The organism is Pelomonas candidula, assembly GCF_043555985.1.
GTDB lineage: Bacteria > Pseudomonadota > Gammaproteobacteria > Burkholderiales > Burkholderiaceae_C > Pelomonas > Pelomonas candidula.
The window spans coordinates 210,828-230,013 of the sequence record NZ_JBIGIC010000012.1; the positions used below are offsets into that span (position 1 = coordinate 210,828).

Sequence of the window (19,186 nt, forward strand, 5' to 3'; positions counted from 1 at the left end):
CTCACTTCGCGATCTCCGCGGCCGGCACGAACGGCAGCACGCCCATCGACTGATACAGCGCCGCCGGTGACAGCGCCCGCGTCTCGTTGTTCAGCCCCTGGATGACCAGTGCCACGCGGCGGATGGCGCGGATGTCTGCCACCGGGTCGCCGTCCACCAGCAGCAGGTCGGCGCGCTTGCCGCGCTCGATGCCGCCGATTTCGTTGAGGCGGTCGCTGTACTTCGCGCCGTTCCACGTCGCGATCTTCAGCGCCTGTGCGGTCGGAATGCCAGCCTGCACGTACAGCTCCAGCTCGCGCTGCAGGCCGAAGCCTGCCGTCGAATCCGTGCCTGCCACGAGCGCAATGCCGGCCGCATGCATGCGGCGCAGCAGGTCCATCATGACCTTCCAGCTCGCACCCCAACGTTTGGCCTTCACGTCGTCCATGTCCACCTCGGCCGACAGCAGGCCGCGCTGCAGCACGGCCGGCAGGTTGGCGGCCACCATCGAATAGCTCGGGTTGGGTTGGCCCTGGCGCTGCGTGTACTGGGCCTCGAAGGCAGTCATCGTCGCGTCGACGACCGTGCCCTTCTTCTTCAGCAGCGCGATGAAGTCCTGCGTGCGGCGGTCGTTGAGCCTGAGGTCGGCGGCTTTATCGCCGACGAGGTTGAAGCGCAGCAGCGTGCGCGTGTCGTCGCCCTTGCCGACGAGGAAGTTCAGCGTGACCTGGTTGATGTGATGCAGCTCGTCGAAGCCCGCCTCGACCGCCTGTCGCGCCGTCATGAAGGCCGGCACGTGGCCGCCGGTGCGCAGCCCCAGCTCGCGGGCATGCGCCACCATCGGCTTGACCCACTCGGGGCGGATGGAGTTGTAGAGCTTGAGCTGGCGATAGCCGTGGGCGGCGTACCAGTCGATGGCGGCGAGCGCCTCGGGCAGGCTGTCGGCGACGAAATCAGCCTGCGACGAGAACGGGCTCTTGCCCTCGATGAAGCCGTTGGCCGCGATGCGCGGGCCCAGCAGCTCGCCGCGCTCGACGCGACCGCGCAATTCGGCCAGCCCGGCGTTGCTGTTGCCGACGTCACGCACCGCCGTCACGCCGGCCGCCAGATGCTGCAGCAGCTCGGCGGGTTCGAGGTGGACATGCATGTCGACCAGGCCCGGCAGCAGCGTCCGGCCCACGCCGCTGATACGCTGGTCCGGCGCGGCATTCTTCAGCGTGCCGGGCTTGGCGATGAAGGCGATGCGGCCGTCGCGCAGGTAGACGTCGGATGGGCCGCGCAGCTGCGCCGCCTGCGCATCGAACCAGCGCACGCCCTCGATGACCGTCAGCCCCGGCAGCGGCTGCGGCAGCTCGCGGGCCAGGCGTTTCAGGCGCTCCAGCTGGGCGGCCTTCTGCGCGTCGCCGAGACGGTCCAGTTGGCCCTCGAAGCCCTGCAGCACCGTGCCGCCCCAGCCCGGGTCCACCGTCGCGAACAGCGCGCGGCTGTCCTCGCGCAGCCAGACGTAGGTCGGCTCCAGGTCCAGCCCGTCGATGGCGTAGAGGCCGATCTCGAAAGGCTGCCCCGGCAAGCCAAGCTTCTGCACCCGTTCGATGGCGACCTTGCCCACGGGCAGCGCCTCGGTGCGCGACGCCTTCGCAGCGAGCAGGCTCTGCGCCAGCCTGGCCTCCCACGCGGGGCTGGATGCCACCGGCAGGTAGACGGCGTCGCGGGCCACGCCGCCACGCTCGCCCTTGTCGACCGGCGAGCGCCAGGCCACCTTGCCGTCAGCGCCGCGCTGGAAGCTCTCATCGATGCGCGCGCCGTAGGTGGCCGTGCCTTCGTTGCGGTAGGAGATCAGCGCGCCGTCGGGGGCGAACTCGGCGACCTCCTTCTGGTCCGGGCCGCGGCCGTTGTTGCGGTAGCTGTAGTCCGTCTCCAGCCGGCCCGGGCCGTCGTTCACCCGCAGGTGGCCGCATGGCGTCTTCACGCACAGCACGGTGTAGGTCTGCGCTTGGGCCACACCGCCAGCCAGCAGCGCAGCGACGAACCAGATGGGCAACAGCTTCATGGGCGATCCCAGCAGTCGTTCAGGTGGCCCGGACTTTACTGACGCGCCTTGCCGATGGACGCCACGCCCTTGTTCGCCAGCATGTCGGCGCGCTCGTTGCCCGGATCGCCCGCGTGGCCCTTGACCCAGCGCCACTCCACCTTGTGCAGCTTGCGCAGCGCGTCCAGCCGCTGCCACAGGTCGGCGTTCTTCACCGGCTTGCCGTCGGCCGTCTTCCAGCCACGGCGCTGCCAGTTGGTGATCCATTCGGTGATGCCCTTGCGGACGTACTCGCTGTCCAGATAGACGACCACGTCGCAGCTGCGCTTGAGCGAGGCCAGCGCCTCGATGGGCGCCGTCAGCTCCATGCGGTTGTTGGTGGTCTCGCGCTCGCCGCCGAAAAGCTCCTTGTCGTGGCCGCCGCTGGACAGCCAGGCACCCCAGCCGCCGGGGCCCGGGTTGCCCTTGCAGGCGCCGTCGGTGTAGATCGTGACCTGGGGCTTCTTGATGGCCAGCGCAGGCTTCGGTGTTTCAGTCATTCTTCTTTGTTGTGATGGTTGTTCAGCGCGACGGCCGGCGCCTTCTTGGCCGCCGCGCGCTGGTTCCTGGCCAGGCCGATCATGCGCATGCCCTGCACACGCTTGACCGCCTGGATGAAGTAGACGGCGCCCAGCACCGGCCACCAGCGCGAGCCCACGCCCTCGACCCACTGCCAACGGTCCAGCCAGGCCTCGGTGCGCAGCGGCGGGCGGTAGACGCCGAAGCGCGCCGCCTCGACCTCGAAGCTCAGCAGCTTGAGCCAGTCGCGCAGCCGCCAGTAGCCGATGAAATCGCCGTCGCGCGGCAGGTAGGGCTCACCGCGGCGCTTGAGGCGGCCGAGGTTCTGGCGCAGGCCCCACAGGCTGGCCGGGTTCAGGCCGAAGACGATGAGCCGCCCCTCGGGCCGCAGCACGCGCTCCACCTCGCGCAGCAGCGCGTGGGCATCGCAGGCCAGTTCCAGCGAGTGCGGCAGCAGCACCAGGTCCAGGCTCGCGCTCTCGAACGGCAGTGCGTCGAAGTCGCACTGCAGATCGCGCCCCGCCAGCCAGCGGTGCGGCATGCGGTTGGTCTGCAGACCGTTCAGTTCGGGCAGCCCCAGCTGCAGCGCATGGAAGCCGAACAGGTCGGCCACGGCCGCGTCGACCTGGGCCTGCTCCCATGCGAGCAGGTAGCGGCCCGGCGGCGTCTGCAGCCAGGCTGCCAAATCTATACTCGGCCCTTTATCGGTGACGCTCACGTTGACGCTCACGCCTCTCCCCGCTTTCGACGACAACTACCTCTGGCTGTTGGACAACGGCCGTGAGGCCCTGGTCGTCGACCCCGGCGACGCAGCGCCCGTGGCCGCAGCTCTTGATGCCCGTGGCCTGACGCTCGCCGGCATTCTATTGACCCACCATCACGGCGATCACGTCGGCGGCGTCAACGCGCTGCGCGACCGCCTGCAGGGCCCGATCTACGCGCCGGCGCGCGAGCAGATGCCCGAACCGGTGCAGCGCGTGCAGGGTGGCGACGCCGTCACGCTGCTGGGCCTGCGCTTTTCCGTGCTGGACGTGCCGGGCCACACGGCCGGCCACATCGCCTACTTCGCCGAGGTGCCCGGGGCCGATCCGCTGCTGTTCTGTGGCGACACGCTGTTCAGCGCCGGCTGCGGCCGCCTGTTCGAGGGCACGCCCACGCAGATGCACGCGTCGCTGCAGTCGCTGGCAGCGCTGCCTCTGCAGACCCGCGTCTGCTGTGCGCACGAGTACACGCTGTCCAACCTGCGCTTCGCGCGCGAGGTGGACCCGGCCAACCCGGCGCTGACCACCTACGCCGCCTGGTGCGAGGCCGAGCGCGCCGCCGGCCGCCCGACACTGCCGGCCCGCGTCGGCACCGAGCGCCAGATCAACCCCTTCTTGCGCTGCGCCGAACCGGCATTGCGCGAGTCCGCGCGGCGCCATGCGCCCCTGAAACTCCCGGCCGTGCCCAGCCCGGTCGACGTCTTCGCGACGCTGCGCGAATGGAAGAACGGATTCCGATGACGACGCTGATCCATCGACTTGCCCCTATTGCCCTCGCGGCGCTGCTGACTGCCTGCGCCACCACCCCGCCGCCCACCGCCCCGGCGGGCCCGGCGCCCCTCCCCGCCCCCACCCCCACCGTCGACACCGCGCCGCCCACCGAGGCCGAGGCCACGGCACCGGCGCCCGCGCACGCCATGGCGGCCGAGCTGCTGGAAGACAACCTGCGCCCCGGCGAGAAGATCGACCTCGACAGCCCTGACGTGAACTCCGACCTGTGGGCCCGCCTGCGCGCCGGCCTGCAGCTGCAGGACCTGGACGATGACTGGGTGCGCAAGGCCGAGGCCTGGTACAGCGCGCGGCCCGACTACGTCGAGCGCATGACGACGCGCGGCAGCCGCTATCTGTTCCACATCCTGGAGGAGGTCGAGAAGCGCGACATGCCCGCCGAGCTGGCGCTGCTGCCCTTCATCGAGAGCGCCTTCGTCACGCACGCCGTGTCCAGCACCAAGGCCACCGGCATGTGGCAGTTCATGCCCGCCACGGGCCGCGACTTCGACCTCAAGCAGAACATCTTCCGCGACGACCGCCGCGACGTGCTCGCGTCCACGCGCGCCGCGCTGGACTACCTCGGCCGGCTCAACAAGATGTTCGGCGACTGGCACCTCGCGCTGGCCGCCTACAACTGGGGCCCGGGCAACGTGCAGAAGGCCATCGCCCGCAACCAGCGCCTGGGCCTGCCGACCGACTACGCCAGCCTGAAGATGCCGGACGAGACGCGCTACTACGTGCCCAAGCTGCAGGCCGTGAAGAACATCGTTCTCAACCCCGACCGCTTCGCGCTGACCCTGCCGCCGGTGGCCAACCACCCCTACTTCCTGAGCGTGAAGATCGAGCGCGACATCGACGTGTCGCTCGCCGCCGAGCTGGCCGGCCTGTCGCTGGAAACCTTCCAGCAGTTCAATCCGCAGATGAACAAGCCGGTCATCCTGGCGGCCGCCACGCCGCAGGTGCTGCTGCCCTACGACCAGGCCAGTGCCTTCGCCGAGAACCTGGCCCGCCACACGGGCCCCCTGGCGACGTGGACGGCCTGGGTGGTGCCCAAGACCATGAGCCCGGCCGAGGCCGCCAGGCGTACCGGCATGGCCGAGGCCGCGCTGCGCGACGTCAACCACATCCCGCCCAAGATGCTCGTCAAGGCGGGCTCCACGCTGCTGGTGCCGCGCGGCGAGCATGTGCAGGACGACGTCTCCGAGCGCCTGGCCGACACCGCCGCGCTGAACCTCGCGCCCGACGCGCCCCCGCTGCGCCGCGTCAGCTTCAAGGCCGGCAAGGCTGACACCGTCGCCGGCATCGCCGCTCGCTACAAGGTGAGCGCGACGCAGGTGGCGCAGTGGAACAAGGTCGGCAGCGGTGCGCGCTTCAAGCCGGGCCAGGCGGTCGTCGTCTACACGGCGAACACGACAACCGCCAAGGCGGCCGCGCCGGTGGTGGCGAAGGCGCAAGCCGTGGCCAAGGTCACGCGCAGCTCGAAGTCCGTCAGGGTCGCGGCCCAGCCGAAGGCCAAGGGCGGCAAGGGTGGCCGCGGCGTCGTCGCCGCCGCCAACCCCTGAGCGCTCAGCGCACGAAGAACAGCGCGATGCAGAGGCCCGCGCCGGTCACCCACAACAGCGAGCGCAGCGAAGCCTTGTCGGCCACGTAAAGGCCGATGTAGGCCAGCCGCGCGGCAATGAAGCCCAGCGCCAGCGCGTCCACCGCGCCCTGCGCGGCCTGGTGCTGATAGGCGACGAACAGCCCGCCGATGAACAGCGGGAGCGCTTCCCAGCTGTTGGCCTGCGCCGCGTTGGCGCGCGCCTGCCAGCCGCCCAGCCTGGCCAGCCACTCGCGCGGCGCGTTGTTGTCAAAGCCCCCGTCACGGCGGCGCTTGCCGAAGCCCTTGGACTTGGCCAGTGCCGCGCAACCCACGGGCAGCAGGCAGGCGACGAGCAGGCAGAGTTGAGCGATGGTCATCCCGAGCTTTTCCTTTAGCGGCGGTCGCTGAGCGCGTGGGCGATGGTGCCCAGGTCCACGTATTCCAGCTCGCTGCCCACCGGCACGCCGCGCGCCAGCCGCGTCGACTTGATGCCGCGCGCCTTCAGCGCCTCAGCCAGCACGTGGGCCGTGGCCTCGCCCTCGGCCGTGAAGCTGGTGGCGAGGATGACCTCCTCCACACCATCTTCCGAAGCCCGCTCCAGCAGCTCGGCCGCGCCGATCTGGCGCGTGCCGATGCCATCCAGCGGGCTGAGCCGGCCGAGCAACACGAAGTAGTAGCCGCGATAGGAGCCAGTGCGCTCGAACGCTGCCTGGTCAGCCGGCGTCTCGACGACGCACAGCAGCCGGCCGTCGCGCCCGGCGTCGGCGCAGACGCTGCAGATCGGCGTCTCGCTGAACGTGTGGCAGCGCTCGCAGTGCCCGATGTTCTCGCCCGCCGCCGTCAGCGCGGCCGCCAGCCGCGGCATGGCCAGCCGGTCGTGCTGCAGCAGGTGGTAGGCCATGCGCTGCGCCGACTTCTGGCCCACGCCGGGCAGGCGCTTGAGCGCCTCGATCAACGTATCCAGCGCATTCAAACTGCAGCCGCCCTGTCAGCAGATGATCGCCGCCGCAGGCGCGATCCCATCAAACGGCAGCCGTGGAACTGGCTTTGCCAGGCCACTGGCTGCGCCCCCTTGAGGGGGAAGCGCGAAGCGCTTCGGGGGTGGGCCATCAGAACGGGAACTTCATGCCGGGGGGCAGCGGCATGCCGGCTGTCAGCTTGCCCATCTTCTCGGCGCTGGTGGCCTCGGCGCGGCGGGCCGCGTCGTTGAAGGCGGCAGCGACGAGGTCTTCCAGCATGTCCTTGTCATCGGCCAGCAGACTGGGGTCGATGGTGACGCGGCGGACTTCGTTCTTGCAGGTCATGACGACCTTGACGAGACCGGCGCCGCTCTGGCCCTCGACCTCGACATTGGCGAGCTCTTCCTGCGCCTTCTTCAGGTTGTCCTGCATCGCCTGGGCTTGCTTCATCAAGCCGGCGAGTTGACCTTTCATCATGATCGTGTCCTTGTGTCTACGTAGAGGGAGTCAGCACGGGCTGCACGGAGCCCGGCAGGATGCGTGCCGACGGGAATTGGGAAAGCAGCGTGCGCGTCATCGGGTGCGACGCGGCCAGGTCCTCGGCCGCGCGCTGCTGCGCCTCGACGCGGGCGGTGTTGCGCAGCGAGATGGTGTCCTCGGCCACGCCGGCCTCAATGTCGAGCTTCGCGTTCAACGCGGCCTCAAGCTTGGCGACCAGGGCCGGCGCACGCAGCGATTCACGCTCGACGCGCAGCTTCCAGACCTCGCGGCCGTCCACCATCTCGCAGCCCAGCGCCTGGGCCTGGCGCGCCAGCTCGCCGGTCATGCCGACGACATTGGCCGCGGCGATGCGCTCGGCCCACCGCGCGCCTTCGGGCGTCTCGCGCAGCTCGACGCGGCGCGGCGCCTCGGGTTCTGCCCGGAAGGGCGACACCGGCGTGTCGTCGGCCTCCATCCAAGGGGGCGGTGCGTCGTCGGGCGGCGGGCCGTCAAAGCCCGCGTCGTCCTCAACAGCCGGCGCGTGCTCCACCGGGCGTGGGCGCAGCCGCGAGCCGAAGCTGGACGCCGGCTCGGCCGCCTTCGGCACAGGTGCCGGAGCCGCCACAACGGGAGCAACGACCGGCGCCGGAACCGGGGCCGTGACAGGGGCCGCGACAGACACGGCCACGGGAGCTGCGACTGGTGCCGTCGCAACCTGCGCGGGCACCGACGACACGGCCTTCGGCAGCGGCACCGCCACGACGGCCTTGGCCACTGCGGGCGGGCGCACCAGCGCCGCGGCCTTCATGGGCTTGGGGCTCGTGCCGGCAGGGCGAAAGGCCAGCATGCGCAGCAGCACCATCAGCAGGCCGGCGTATTCGTCGGGCGCCAGGTGCAACTCGGCCCGACCGTGCAGCGCCATGCTGTACATCAGCTGGATCTCGTCGGCCGGCAGCGCGGCCGCGAGGCGGCGGATCTCGGCGGTCTCGTTGTCGGCATCGTCCAGCGCGGCGGGTGCGGCCTGTGCCAGCGCCATCTGCTGGAACAGCGTCGCCAGGTCCTCCAGCGTGCCGGCGGCCGACAGGCCCGCGCCGCGCAGCGCATCGGCCTGGGCGACGACGGCTTCGCCGCTGGCAGCCGCCAGCGCATCGACGATGGCCACGACATGGCCACGGTCCACGCTGCCCAGCATCTGGCGCACGCCGGCTTCGGTCAGCTGGCCGGCGCCGAAGGCGATGGCCTGGTCGGTCAGCGACAGCGCATCGCGCATGGAACCACGCGCGGCGCGCGACAGCAGCCGCAGCGCGCCCGGCTCGGCCGGCACGTTCTCGGCGCCCAGCACGTTGCCGAGGTGGCTCTGCACATCGGCCGCCGCCATGGGCCGCAGGTTGAACTGCAGGCAGCGCGACAGCACGGTGACCGGCACCTTCTGCGGGTCGGTCGTCGCCAGCACGAACTTCAGGTACTCGGGCGGCTCTTCCAGCGTCTTCAGCATCGCGTTGAACGCGGTGTTCGACAGCATGTGCACTTCGTCGATCATGTAGACCTTGAAGCGGCCGACGACGGGCTTGTAGACCGCCTGGTCCAGCAGCTGCGAGATCTCCTCGACACCGCGGTTGGACGCCGCGTCCAGCTCCACGTAGTCGACGAAGCGACCCGAATCAATGTCGCGGCAGGCAGCGCAGACGCCGCAGGGCTGGGCCGTGATGCCGCCGGTGCCGTCCGGCCCGGTGCAGTTCAGGCTCTTGGCGAGGATGCGCGACACCGTCGTCTTGCCCACGCCCCGCGTGCCGGTGAACAGGTAGGCGTGGTGCAGCCGGCCCTGCGTCAGCGCGTTGGCCAGCGCCTGCACGACGTGCTCCTGGCCGACGAGCTGCTCGAAACTCTGCGGACGGTATTTGCGGGCCAGGACCAGATAACTCATGGCGGCGGATTCTAGAGAGGGCGACGGGGTCGCCCTCGCGAAGTCAGGCTGCGAGCTCGGTGAACGACCGCCACAGCGCCTCGGCCACAGCGCCGATGGCACGGCCACGCCGCCGGGCCACGACGATGTCCAGCCGCGAGCGCTTGAAGTGCCGCCCCTCCAGGGAGACGAGGCGCCCCGCGCGCAGCTCCTTGTCGATCAGGTGCAGCGGCATGTGGCCCCAACCCATGCCGTTCAGGATCAGGTCCTTCTTGGTCTGCTGGTCGGCGACGGTCCAGCTGGGCGCGCCGGCAATCAGGAAGTAGTCGCGCCCGGGCGTGTCGGCCGAGTCGCGGATGACGACCTGTACCAGCGACTTCATCTCCTCGGGGCGGAGCTGCGCGCTCGGCTCGAAGGGCAGGAAGCCACGCGCCGCCACCGGCACCAGCGTGATGGCCTGGAGGTCGAGCCACTCGAAGCGGGTGTCGGACTTGTCGATGTGATGCACGATCAGGTCGGCGTCGTCAGCCAGCAGCCGCTGCCAGGGCCCGCCGAGTGACTCGAAGTGCAGGTGCAGCCGCGTCGCGGGGCTGGCCGCAAAGAATTTCTTCAGGTGACGCAGCACCGGCGCCGTGGGCGTCAGGTCGCCGACGACGACGCGCAGGTCGGTCTCGTCGCCCTGAGCCAGCTGCCGGGCCAACGTCTCCAGCGCACCGGCCCGCGCCAGCACGTCGGCGGCCTGGCGGTGGAAGGCCTTGCCGGCCGCCGTCAGCCGCGTGCGATAGCCCTCGCGGTCCAGCAGCGCAAGGCCCGTGCCGCGCTCCAGGCTGCCGACGGCGGCATGCACCGCCGGGTGGCTGCGCCCAAGCTTGGCGGCCGCGGCCTGGAAGCTGCCCTCGGACACGACGGCGTCGAGGCATTGCAGCGCCTGCAACGTGAAGTGGATTGTCTGCATCCATGACATTCTGAGCCAGAACTATTTAATTTCTTCAAAACGTTGGCCTCACTACGCTGGGCGCTCTCGAAACCACGGAGGAATTCCCTTGAGAGCCATCGTCAGACAGCAATTCGGCGACCCCGACCAGCTGCGCATCCAGACCGTCCCCGACCCGGAGCCCACCGCCGGCGAGGTGCTGATGCGGGTGCGCGCCTTCGGGCTGAACCGGGCCGAGCAGTACTTCAGGCAGGGGCTCTGGGGCGAGGTCGCGGCCATCTCGGGCATCGAGTGCGTCGGCACCGTCGAGGCGGACCCCGGCGGCCGGCTCGAGCGTGGTCAGACCGTCATCGCGCTGATGGGTGGCATGGGCCGCAGCCGCGCCGGCAGCTACGCCGAGAAGGTCTGCGTGCCGGCCAGCAACGTCGTTGCCGTCGACACCCGCCTGGACTGGACCCGCCTGGCCAGCCTGCCGGAAACCTATGCCACCGCCTGGAGCTGCCTGCACGACAACCTGTCGCTGCGGGCGGGCGACCGGCTGCTGTTGCGCGGCGCCGGCTCGGCGCTGGGCCAGGCCGCCATTGAGCTGGCCTCCCGTGCCGGCGCCACCGTGCTGGCCGAAACCCGCAGCCCCCGCAGCGCGCAACGGGCCGCAGCCCTGGGCGCGACCGCGGCCGGCCGTCTCGACGAGCTCAGCGAGCCCCAGGGCCTGGACGCCGTGCTGGACCTGATCGGCACGACCACCCTGCGGGACAGCCTGCGCAGGCTGGGCCGCGGCGGCCGGGCCTGCGTGGCCGGCTTCCTCGGCGGCGGTGCGCCGCTGGCCGAATTCGATCCGCTGCGCGACCTGCCCAGCGGCCGGCAGCTGAGCTTCTTCGGCAGCGCCTTCGTCTATGGCACGGCCGACTACCCGCTTGCCGACATCCCCTTCCAGTCTCTCGTCGACCAGGCCGAGCGAGGCGAATTGAGCGCCCGGCCGGCGGCGGTGTTCCGCTTCGACGACATCCAGGCTGCGCACCGGCTGCTGGACGCAGAGATGGCCGGCGGCAAGATCGTCGTGGAGGTGAACTGAAGGCCTGCGCCGGAACGGCGCGGGGATAATCCCGCGCCATGACCTCGCAAGCACCCCTCACCTACGACCAGGCCGGCGTCAACTACGACCTCATCGACCCGCTGAAGGTCACCGCCCAGCGCGCCGCCGCCGCCACTGCCTCCCACCTCGCCGGCCACGGTTTCACCGAGGTCAAGGCATCGCGCGGTGAGTCGGCCTACGTCGTGGACGTGGGTCCGTTCTACATCGCTTCCATCGTCGAATGCCTGGGCACCAAGACCCTTGTCGCCGACGAAATGGCCAAGCTGACGGGCAAGAGCTTCTTCGCCGGCATCGCGCAGGACACGATCGCGATGGCCGTCAACGACCTCATCACCGTCGGCGCCACGCCGCTGGTCGTGCAGGCCTACTGGGCCGCCGGCGGCAGCGACTGGTTCGGCGATGCCCAGCGCGCCCAGGCGCTGGTGGCCGGCTGGAAGGCCGCCTGCGACACCTGCCAGGTCGCCTGGGGCGGCGGCGAGACGCCCGCGCTGGCCGGCATCGTCGAGGACGGCCGCATCGACCTGGCCGCGTCGTGCACGGGCCTCATCAATCCCAAGGAGCGCCTGTCCGTCGGCGACAAGCTGGGCGCCGGCGACGCCATCGTGCTGCTCGCCTCCAGCGGCATCCACGCCAACGGCCTGTCGCTCGCCCGAAAGCTGGCCGAGCGCCTGCCGCAGGGCTATCTGACCGAGATCGAACCGGGCCTGACCTACGGCGAAGCGCTGCTGGCGCCGACGGCCTTGTACTCGCCCGTCACCGAAGCGCTGTGGAAGGCCGGCATCGCGCCGCACTACTGCGCCAATATCACCGGCCACGGCTGGCGCAAGCTGCTGCGCCACCCCAACGCCCTCACCTATCGCATCCACACCGTGCCGCCCAAGACCGCGGTGCTGGACTTCATCCAGAAGCAAGCCGGCCAGGACGACCGCGAGGCCTACTCGACGCTGAACATGGGCGCCGGCTTCGCGATCTTCGTCAAGGCCGAGGACGCCGAGCGCACGGCACAAGTCGCCCGCGACTGCGGCATCGAGGCCTGGGTCGCCGGCACCGTCGAGGCGGGCGAGAAGCAACTGCTGATCGAACCGCTGGGCATCCGCTTCAGCGAAGACGACCTGCACCTGCGCTGACCCCTAGCAGGCGTCGCCTTTGGACTGGTACTACTCGCAGATGGTCCAGTGGCATGTGCTGCTGGCCTGGTGCAGCGTCGGCCTGTTCTTCACGCGCGGCGCGATGTTCCAGTTCGGCACGCCGCGCCTGCGCGACATTGCCCAGGATGCGCGCCTGATGGTGCTGGTGTTCGGCGTGAACGCCTGCCTCGTCGTGACCGGACTGAGCCTGTGGGGTTCCATCGGCTACAACCCGCTCACCGACTGGTGGCTGGGCGTCAAGCTGGTCGCGCTCATCGGCTACTGGAGCTGCGGCCACTGGGCCATGACCCAGCAGCGCCTGCACGTGCTCGGTTACCTGACCGCGCTGGCGCTGTTGGCACTCGCGATGGACCTTTCGATCAATCGACAGCTCCTGCCCGGTTAGAATGCTCCTCGACGGGCCTCCCCGCATGGAAGCGCGCCCAACCGGGTCAGGTGGGGAACCAAGCAGCCCTAAGCGTTGCAACCAGTGCCGGGGTCAGGCTCGTCACCCTTTTTGCCCGCCGCCCTTCTATATCAAGAACTTAGGTCGTAGCAACGACTTAGCGGCGGTCTCTGTGTCTTCCTGGTGTGTCACCGCCGCTCCAAGCTCAACCGCCCGGCGAGCGCGGGATGTCCGTCGAGCGCACGGTCAGCGTCGTCAGCTGGCCGCCGGCCTCGACGCTGCCGACCACCCGGCCTTCGCGCACGCGGCGCTCGCACATCTCGCGGTCTTCCGGCGGCTGGGCCTGGCAACGCTTGAGGGCGTTGGCGGCCCATTGCTGCGGGCCATCGCCCGGGCCGGCCAGCCCGCCGTGGCGGGCCTGGGCGTAGGCGGCTCCCGCCTCGCGCAGGCAGACGTCGCGCGGCTGGCGGGTCTGCCCCTGCATGCATGCGGCGCGCTCGCGCTCGTACTGCAGGCGCAGCGGGTCGACGTTCCGGGCTGCCGGGCCGGCATGGGCGAGCCCGCTGAGGGCCAGCACGCCGGCGGCGATACATCGAAGGGTGATGGAAGTGGTCATCGCGATCTCCTTTGACGGTTGATGACGGCGCGGCGGTCAGCCGCGGGCGCGGACCGGCTGGTTGTCGTTCGAGATGTAAACCTCGACGCGACGGTTCATCGCACGGTCGGATGTGCTGGCATTGCTGGCCACCGGGTAGGCCTCGCCGTAGCCGCGCGTGTCGACGCGGGCCGGGTCCACGCCCTGGGCGCGCAGCGCGGCAGCCACGGCCTGGGAGCGACGTTGCGACAACGCAAGGTTGGCTGCGTCGCTGCCGACGCTGTCGGTGAAGCCCTCGATCAGCACGCGGCGGTCGGGGTGTTGGTTCAGGTAATGAGCCAGCTTGGCGATGGAGGCCTGGGCGGCAGGCCGGACCTCGGCCCGGCCGAACTCGAACAGCACGTCGCCCAGCGTGACCAGCATGCCGCGATCGGTCTGCTTGGCCTGCAGGTCAGCAAGCTCTTGCTGCAGCGCGGCGGCCTGCTGGCGCGCCACGTTGGCGTCGGCGCTGGCATTGGCCGCGGCGATCTGAGCGTCGGCGGCCTGGGTCTGGGCGGCGCTGGCACGGCGCGCATTCGCGTCGGCGCGGGCCCGCTCGCGGTCGGCTTCGGCGGCCTTGATGGCGTCCTCTTCCGTCGCGGCCTTGGCCAGCGCCATGGCGGTGCGGGCCTGCGTGGAGGCGACGTAGGCGGCGGAGTCGATGTCGGCCGGCGATTCGCGGTGCGCGCTCAGTTCCTCGGCACGCTTGAGCGAATCCGAGGCCTTCTTCACGTCCAGCGCGGCGTACTTCAGCACGGCAGGGTCAGCCTGGGCCGCGCTCACGCTGGCGCGGGCGTCCTGCAGGGCGGGCGTGACGGTGGGGGCGCTGGCGCAGCCGGCGAACAGGGCGGCTGCGGCGGCCAGGACGGTCAGTCGGGCAAGGGTCTTCATGATGGTCCTCTTCTCGATGATCACGAACGGTTCAGCTGCGCCTGCAGCTGCTGGATGCTCTGGCGCACCTCGGCCAGCGCGCGGCTGGCGCGTGCAGAGCGCGCGGTGGCCTGGGCGAGTGCCGCGTCGGCCGCGGCCTCGTCGGCGAGCTGGCGGGCGGCCACGTAGTCCTGGCGGGCCATGGCGGCGTTGGCGCGCGTCAGCTTGTCGCGGGCGGTGCTCAGCTCGGCCGGCGCCTCGGCGGCATTGCCAGTGGCCTGGTCGACGGCGGAATTCGCGACCGCCATCTGCTCCTTGGGCGGGGGTGGCGATGCGCAGGCCGCCAGCGCGAGGGCGGCACAGGCCACGAGGATGGCCCGGCCATTCTTCTTGATCGAATGCGGATTCATCTGGGACTCCTGGTTGTGGTTGGGCCGGCCCGTGGCAAGGGCCACCGGCGCGGCCTCGGGTACTGCAGGCTGCAAAACCAGTATTCGCGAACGAGGTGGCGCGGCCCGTCGGATCGATGGCGCGCAGGCGGTCAGCCTTGGGCCCCACGAGCTGTGGGACTGGCCCTACGCCTCCGTAGGGCTGACTTCAGGGCGGGCCAAGCGCCGGGCCGCTCCCAGCCGTCCCCTCAGGGGATCAGCCTGAGCCCCCCGCCCAGCAACGCTGGCACTGGACGAGGGGCTAACCAGCCGCCTGTCGGAACGCCATCACCGCCTGGTTGCGCAGCGTGCGCAGCAGCGAGAGCTGCTTGTCGTCCAGCTGCACGGCGCCGGCCTGGGCGTGGTCGGCGTAGATGAGCCCGAGCGGCGCGCCCTTGAGCATCAGCGGCAGCAGCAGGAAGCTTTGCGCCTGCAGCTCGCCCTTGAACCACGCCGGCAGCCGCGCGGCGATGTTGGCGGCACGGGCGTCCTGGATCAGCGTGTCGGCGCCTTTCACGCACACGGCGGCGAGCAGGTCCGGCGGCTGCTGCGTGAGGTCCACACGCACCAGCGGCGCGAGGCGCTCGACGTCGTCACCCACGCCCAGCCGTCCGGTCAGCGTCTGGCCGCGCGCGTCGCGCAGGCAGAAGATGACGCGGCGCAGGCCCAGCGAGCGGTAGATGGTCTCCATGATCATGCGCAGCACGGCGTTCAGCTGGAAGCTGTTGACCATCGCGTCGGTGATCTCCTGGATGCCGGCGGCCAGCAATTCGCTGGCCTGGGCCGGATCGGGCCGGGCGCCGAGTACCTCGGTGCGCTCCATGACCATCGTCGGCGCGAGCTGGTGCTCGGCCAGCGAGTCCTGCGCCGATGGCGTCAGCGGTGCCAGCAGGCGCTGGGCCTTCGAGCTCTTCGGCAGCCTCAGATCCAGTGCCTCCGTCGCCTGCGTGAGCCGCTGGCGGGCGGTGTCGGCGGCCTTCTCGAAGACATCGGCCTGCACGCCCAGCGCGCGGGCATGCCGCTGCGCCAGTGCTCTGACCTTGGCATGCGCCTGCTCGGGCGGCGTGTGCAGGATGAGGTCGGCCATGTCGTTGGACACGCGAGCCAGCCAGCGCTGGCGCTCGTTGGCATCCTCGATGAGCTTGGGTGGCGCCTCGCCGCCGGGGCGGCGCATGGCGCGCTGCAGGCTCTCGGGCAGGCCCCACTGCCGCGCGACGCCCAGGCCCAGCGCCTCGTAGCTCATGCCCAGCACCTGGGCCGACGCGGCCGCCTCGCTGATGGCCACGCCGCTGTCTGTCGGGCTCACGAGGCGGCGCACGGTCTCGGCCTCTTCCGGGAAATAGAACTCGGTCAGCGTGCGGCCCAGGTGGTGCAGCATCGCGCCGAGGAAGGCCTCCTCGGCCTCGCGCTCGTTGACGCACAGCTCGCGCGCCACCGACGCGGCCATCAGCGAGCGCAGGAAATCCTCGCGCAGCCGCTGGGCATGACCCTTGTTCTCCATGCGCTCCAGCAGCACGAGGCTGAGCGCCAGGTTGCGGATGCCGGCGAAGCCGATCAGCGCAACCGCGCGCGACACCGTGCTGATGCCGCCGCCGCCGGTGTGCCGGTAGGCCGCGGTGTTGACCAGACGCAGCAGCTTCTGCGTCAGCGCCACGTCCTTCAGGATCTCGTTGGACAGGCTGGCCAGGCTCTCGTGCTCGGACTGCGTCAGCCGCTGGATGCGCGTCATCGCCTCCGACAGCGCCGGAAAGTCGCTCTTGTGGCGCATGCGGCGCAGCAGGAAGTCCAGCACCGGCGCGTCCTGCGCCTCGGCGTCGGGCTCGGCCACGGGGCGCAGCCACGCGGCCAGCGCGTCGTGCATCTGCGTGGCGCTGGGCCAGCGCGCGGCCGGATCACGCGCCAGGCCGCGCTGCACGATGGCGCGCAGCGCGTCGTCCACGTCGCTGGGCAGGCCCGACGGCAGCACGAGGTCGGTGGTCTGAACGCGCTGCACGGCACGCCAGGGGTCGGGGTCGGCGTTGAGGCGTTGGCCGGACAGCATCTCGGCCAGCATGACGGCCGCCGCGAACACGTCCATCTGCGGATGCGGTGGCGCGCCCGACGCCGCCTCGGGCGAGATGTAGCCGGGGGTGCCGACGATGCGGGTCGGCGCATTCGTGCCGGGGGACACGCGGGCGGCGATGCCGAAGTCCATCACGCGCGCACGGCCACGGGCATCCAGCAGGATGTTGCTGGGCTTGAGGTCGCGGTGCACCAGGCCGGCCGCGTGCGCGGCGGTGAGGCCGTCCAGCACACCCAGCATCAGCGCGACGGACTCGGCCGCCTTCAGCCTGGGGCCGGCACGCAAGCGCTGGCTCAGCGTGCCGCCACTGACGTACTCGAACACCATGTAGGAGCGCCCGCCCTGCGTGTCGGCCTCGAAGACCGGCACGATGTTGGGGTGGGTCAGCCGGCTGACGGCACGGGCCTCATGCAGCCACTCGTCGACAGTGCCGGATTCGCCAGCGTCCACGCCCTGCGTCTTCAGGATCTTGACGGCAACCTCGCGATCCAGCAGCGGATCGTGGGCCAGCCAGACGGTCGCCTGGGCGCCCTCGCCCAGGCGGCTCAGCAGCCGGAAGCGGCCAAGCTGGGGAGGCAGGTCGTCAGCAGCCATGGCTCCAGGGATTCAGGCGTTGCCACGGCCCGCCAGGCGGTTGCGCAGGGACGAGCCCGACGGAACGGCCTGTGACGCAGCGGGCGTGGACGGCGCAGGCGCAGCCTGGCCGGAACGCTGTGCGCCGGGGTTGAGCGCTTCCATGACCTCGCGCAGGCCCAGACCCAGCGGCTTGGCGTAGCGGCGCGTCGCGGCCTCCACGCCGGGGCGGCGCTTGGCCTCGGGCAGGGCCAGCGCGTCCAGCAGTTCGTTGGCCAGGCTGCAGGTCAGGCGCAGCGTGTCGGCGTCGCTGCGCGGCGGATGCACGGGGCTGTCCAGCGGCTGGCGACGGATCATCTGCAGCAGCTCGTCGCCCAGGCCCCAGTGGCGGGCCACGGCGATGCCCAGCGCGTCCAGGTCGCAACCCAGCACGGCATAGGCCGCGGCCTGCTCGCTCAGGGACGACGGGTTAGGCTGATCCTCGGTCGGCTCGGGCGGCACCATCAGCTGGCGGATCTGCTGCGCGTCGTCCGGGAAGTGGTACTGCAGCAGCAGGCGGCCGAGGTTCTGCATGACGGTGATGAGGTAGACGACCTCCTCGTCATACCCCGCCGGGCGCAGCGCCTGCGCGACCTGGCCGGCCTTGGTGACGCGTGCCATGACCTGGCGCAGCATCTCGGCCGCCACCGGCTGCAGCGGTCCCGGCCAGGGCTTGAGCGCGTTGGCGGCCAGTTGTACGCCGTCCAGGCCCAGCATCTGGATGGCGCGCTGCATGTTCAGGATGGTCTCGCCGGCGTGGCCGCTCTGACGAAGCGCGTTGTTGACGCGGCGCAGCAACTCCAGGCTGAGGGCCATGTCCTTGAGCACCATGTCCGACAACGCACTGGCGTGCTGCGCCTCCAGGCCCGAGCCGGCGGTGAAGCGGTGGATGCCGGTCGTCGTCGTCGGCAGGTGGCCGATACGCTGCAGCTTGTCCAGCAGCAGCACGACGGGGCCGCCGTTGTCGTAGGCGGCGGCCTGGCGCCAGCCGTCGAGCGCGCGCCAGAAGCTGCGCGCCAGGTGGTAGCGCTGGCGCAGCTGGCGGTCGGTGGCGCGGTTGCAGATGGCACGCAGCGGGTCGGGGATGGGGTGAGGCGTCTCCCAGCCCAGACGAACCATCTCACGACCGATGGGCTGCATCTGCTGCACGACATGCTGCAGGTCGTTCTCCTCCAGCACGGGCTTGCCGCTGAGGATGCGGTTCAGGATCAGCCCGACGCACAACACGTCTTCCTCGGCCGATTCCCGCACGGCACGGCGGGTCACGGCATTGAAGTCGACGGTGGCGGGGAACACCTCCTGCGCCACCTCCAGCCCGACGAGGCGAACCTTGTCGCTGGCGTCGATGATGAGACTGGCCGTCTGCAGGTCGCGGTGGGCGTGACCGGCCTCGTGGGCGAAGGCCAGGCCTTCCAACAGCTGGGCCACCCAGCCGGCGGCGTCGATGGGCAGCGGCGCCGCTTGGCGCGCGAGGCGCTCGTCCAGCGTCTCGCCCAAGGCCCGGTCGTAAGCGACATAGGGCCAGTTCTCGACCTGACCGATCTCGAACACCGGCGCGATGTTGGGATGCTGGATACGTTCGCTGCCCTGGGCCATGCGCAGCCAGTGCTCCAGCGCGGCGGCGCTGTTGGGCTTGTCACGCGGCATGCACAGCATCAGCTCCTGGCCGTGGCGGCCGTCGAAGACACGCCAGATCAGGCTGCGCGCGCTCTTGGACAACAGGGCGCGCAACTCGAATCGGCCGAAGCTTCTCAGCGGTGAGGCGGCAGGACTGGTTTCAGGCACGACAGATGTGATCGGGGGAGTAACACTTGTTATCCATGCATTGGACTCCACGGGAGCTGGCTGAAACCTGAAAGAAGCGTCGAAATGCGACGGATTTCCACCCGGTCTTCCTGCAATCGACGGCTTCCGTGCATCAGCTCACGGTCAGGCCTTCAGCTCGACAGCCGGGCCCAGCCCTCGTGTTCACGCCATGACTCGCCTCCGGCAGGTGAG

At 70.5% G+C, this 19,186-nt stretch carries 18 protein-coding genes and 1 other RNA gene; 6 read left to right on the plus strand and 13 right to left on the minus strand.

From position 1 onward, the window contains the following. Position 1: 1 nt before the first annotated feature. The 3 genes from ACG04R_RS22055 to ACG04R_RS22065 are packed head-to-tail and all read right to left on the minus strand — an operon-like array spanning position 2 to position 3,251. Entirely contained in the window at positions 2-2,029 is a 2,028-nt protein-coding gene (locus ACG04R_RS22055; RefSeq protein WP_394415780.1) for an amidohydrolase family protein, read from the minus strand. 35 nt (positions 2,030-2,064) lie between these two features. Next, the gene (gene rnhA / locus ACG04R_RS22060; protein WP_394415781.1) at positions 2,065-2,547 is read right to left on the minus strand and encodes a ribonuclease HI; all 483 of its coding nucleotides are present in this window, start codon (positions 2,545-2,547) and stop codon (positions 2,065-2,067) included. Continuing rightward, positions 2,544-3,251 carry a class I SAM-dependent methyltransferase gene (locus ACG04R_RS22065; RefSeq protein ID WP_394415782.1) on the minus strand — a complete coding sequence of 236 codons (708 nt, stop codon included), beginning with the start codon at positions 3,249-3,251 and terminating at the stop codon, positions 2,544-2,546. Before ACG04R_RS22065 ends, rnhA begins: the two co-directional genes overlap by 4 nt. Before the next feature lie 34 nt (positions 3,252-3,285). Between ACG04R_RS22065 and gloB the strand changes: the two genes are divergently transcribed. Together gloB and ACG04R_RS22075 are read left to right on the plus strand one after the other, a co-directional pair. Then, positions 3,286-4,068 (plus strand): hydroxyacylglutathione hydrolase, encoded by a 783-nt coding sequence (gene gloB, locus ACG04R_RS22070; protein ID WP_394415783.1) that lies wholly within the window; start codon positions 3,286-3,288, stop codon positions 4,066-4,068. After that, positions 4,065-5,660, plus strand: a complete 1,596-nt coding sequence (locus ACG04R_RS22075) for a transglycosylase SLT domain-containing protein (protein WP_394415784.1) — start codon at positions 4,065-4,067, stop codon at positions 5,658-5,660. The genes gloB and ACG04R_RS22075 overlap by 4 nt, the downstream gene beginning before the upstream one ends. A 4-nt stretch (positions 5,661-5,664) precedes the next feature. Here the strand turns inward: ACG04R_RS22075 and ACG04R_RS22080 are convergent, their stop codons facing one another. The 5 genes from ACG04R_RS22080 to ACG04R_RS22100 all read right to left on the minus strand — a co-directional run bounded on the left by ACG04R_RS22080 (position 5,665) and on the right by ACG04R_RS22100 (position 9,977). Further along, on the minus strand, positions 5,665-6,057 hold the full coding sequence (locus tag ACG04R_RS22080; protein ID WP_394415785.1) for an MAPEG family protein: 393 nt from the start codon (positions 6,055-6,057) through the stop codon (positions 5,665-5,667). Positions 6,058-6,071: 14 nt separating this feature from the next. After that, positions 6,072-6,653, minus strand: coding sequence for a recombination mediator RecR (gene recR, locus ACG04R_RS22085; protein ID WP_394415786.1), 582 nt, complete (start codon positions 6,651-6,653; stop codon positions 6,072-6,074). Positions 6,654-6,789: 136 nt separating this feature from the next. Next, the gene (locus tag ACG04R_RS22090; protein WP_394415787.1) at positions 6,790-7,116 is read right to left on the minus strand and encodes a YbaB/EbfC family nucleoid-associated protein; all 327 of its coding nucleotides are present in this window, start codon (positions 7,114-7,116) and stop codon (positions 6,790-6,792) included. A 16-nt stretch (positions 7,117-7,132) separates the two neighbouring features. Then, complete coding sequence (dnaX, locus tag ACG04R_RS22095; protein WP_394415788.1) at positions 7,133-9,043, minus strand: DNA polymerase III subunit gamma/tau; 1,911 nt, start codon at positions 9,041-9,043, stop codon at positions 7,133-7,135. Between the two features lie 43 nt (positions 9,044-9,086). Next, complete coding sequence (locus ACG04R_RS22100; protein WP_394415789.1) at positions 9,087-9,977, minus strand: LysR family transcriptional regulator; 891 nt, start codon at positions 9,975-9,977, stop codon at positions 9,087-9,089. 88 nt (positions 9,978-10,065) lie between these two features. Between ACG04R_RS22100 and ACG04R_RS22105 the strand changes: the two genes are divergently transcribed. From ACG04R_RS22105 to ffs, 4 genes are all read left to right on the plus strand, one after another. Beyond that, positions 10,066-11,028 carry a zinc-binding dehydrogenase gene (locus ACG04R_RS22105; RefSeq protein ID WP_394415790.1) on the plus strand — a complete coding sequence of 321 codons (963 nt, stop codon included), beginning with the start codon at positions 10,066-10,068 and terminating at the stop codon, positions 11,026-11,028. A 38-nt stretch (positions 11,029-11,066) separates the two neighbouring features. After that, a complete protein-coding gene (locus tag ACG04R_RS22110; RefSeq protein WP_394415791.1) occupies positions 11,067-12,176 on the plus strand; it encodes an AIR synthase-related protein in 1,110 nt (369 codons plus the stop codon). 19 nt (positions 12,177-12,195) lie between these two features. Next, entirely contained in the window at positions 12,196-12,582 is a 387-nt protein-coding gene (locus ACG04R_RS22115) for a SirB2 family protein (protein WP_394415792.1), read from the plus strand. Between the two features lie 10 nt (positions 12,583-12,592). After that, an RNA gene (ffs, locus tag ACG04R_RS22120) (signal recognition particle sRNA small type) lies at positions 12,593-12,689 on the plus strand. Positions 12,690-12,787: 98 nt separating this feature from the next. Here the strand turns inward: ffs and ACG04R_RS22125 are convergent. From ACG04R_RS22125 to ACG04R_RS22145, 5 genes are all read right to left on the minus strand, one after another. After that, the gene (locus tag ACG04R_RS22125; protein WP_394415793.1) at positions 12,788-13,198 is read right to left on the minus strand and encodes a hypothetical protein; all 411 of its coding nucleotides are present in this window, start codon (positions 13,196-13,198) and stop codon (positions 12,788-12,790) included. Between the two features lie 36 nt (positions 13,199-13,234). Next, a complete protein-coding gene (locus ACG04R_RS22130; RefSeq protein ID WP_394415794.1) occupies positions 13,235-14,107 on the minus strand; it encodes an OmpA family protein in 873 nt (290 codons plus the stop codon). A 20-nt stretch (positions 14,108-14,127) separates the two neighbouring features. After that, positions 14,128-14,496, minus strand: a complete 369-nt coding sequence (locus ACG04R_RS22135; protein ID WP_394415795.1) for a DUF4398 domain-containing protein — start codon at positions 14,494-14,496, stop codon at positions 14,128-14,130. 280 nt (positions 14,497-14,776) lie between these two features. Continuing rightward, positions 14,777-17,170, minus strand: a complete 2,394-nt coding sequence (locus ACG04R_RS22140; RefSeq protein WP_394415796.1) for a protein kinase domain-containing protein — start codon at positions 17,168-17,170, stop codon at positions 14,777-14,779. A 12-nt stretch (positions 17,171-17,182) separates the two neighbouring features. Further along, positions 17,183-18,919 carry an HDOD domain-containing protein gene (locus ACG04R_RS22145; RefSeq protein ID WP_394415797.1) on the minus strand — a complete coding sequence of 579 codons (1,737 nt, stop codon included), beginning with the start codon at positions 18,917-18,919 and terminating at the stop codon, positions 17,183-17,185. Positions 18,920-19,186 lie beyond the last annotated feature (267 nt).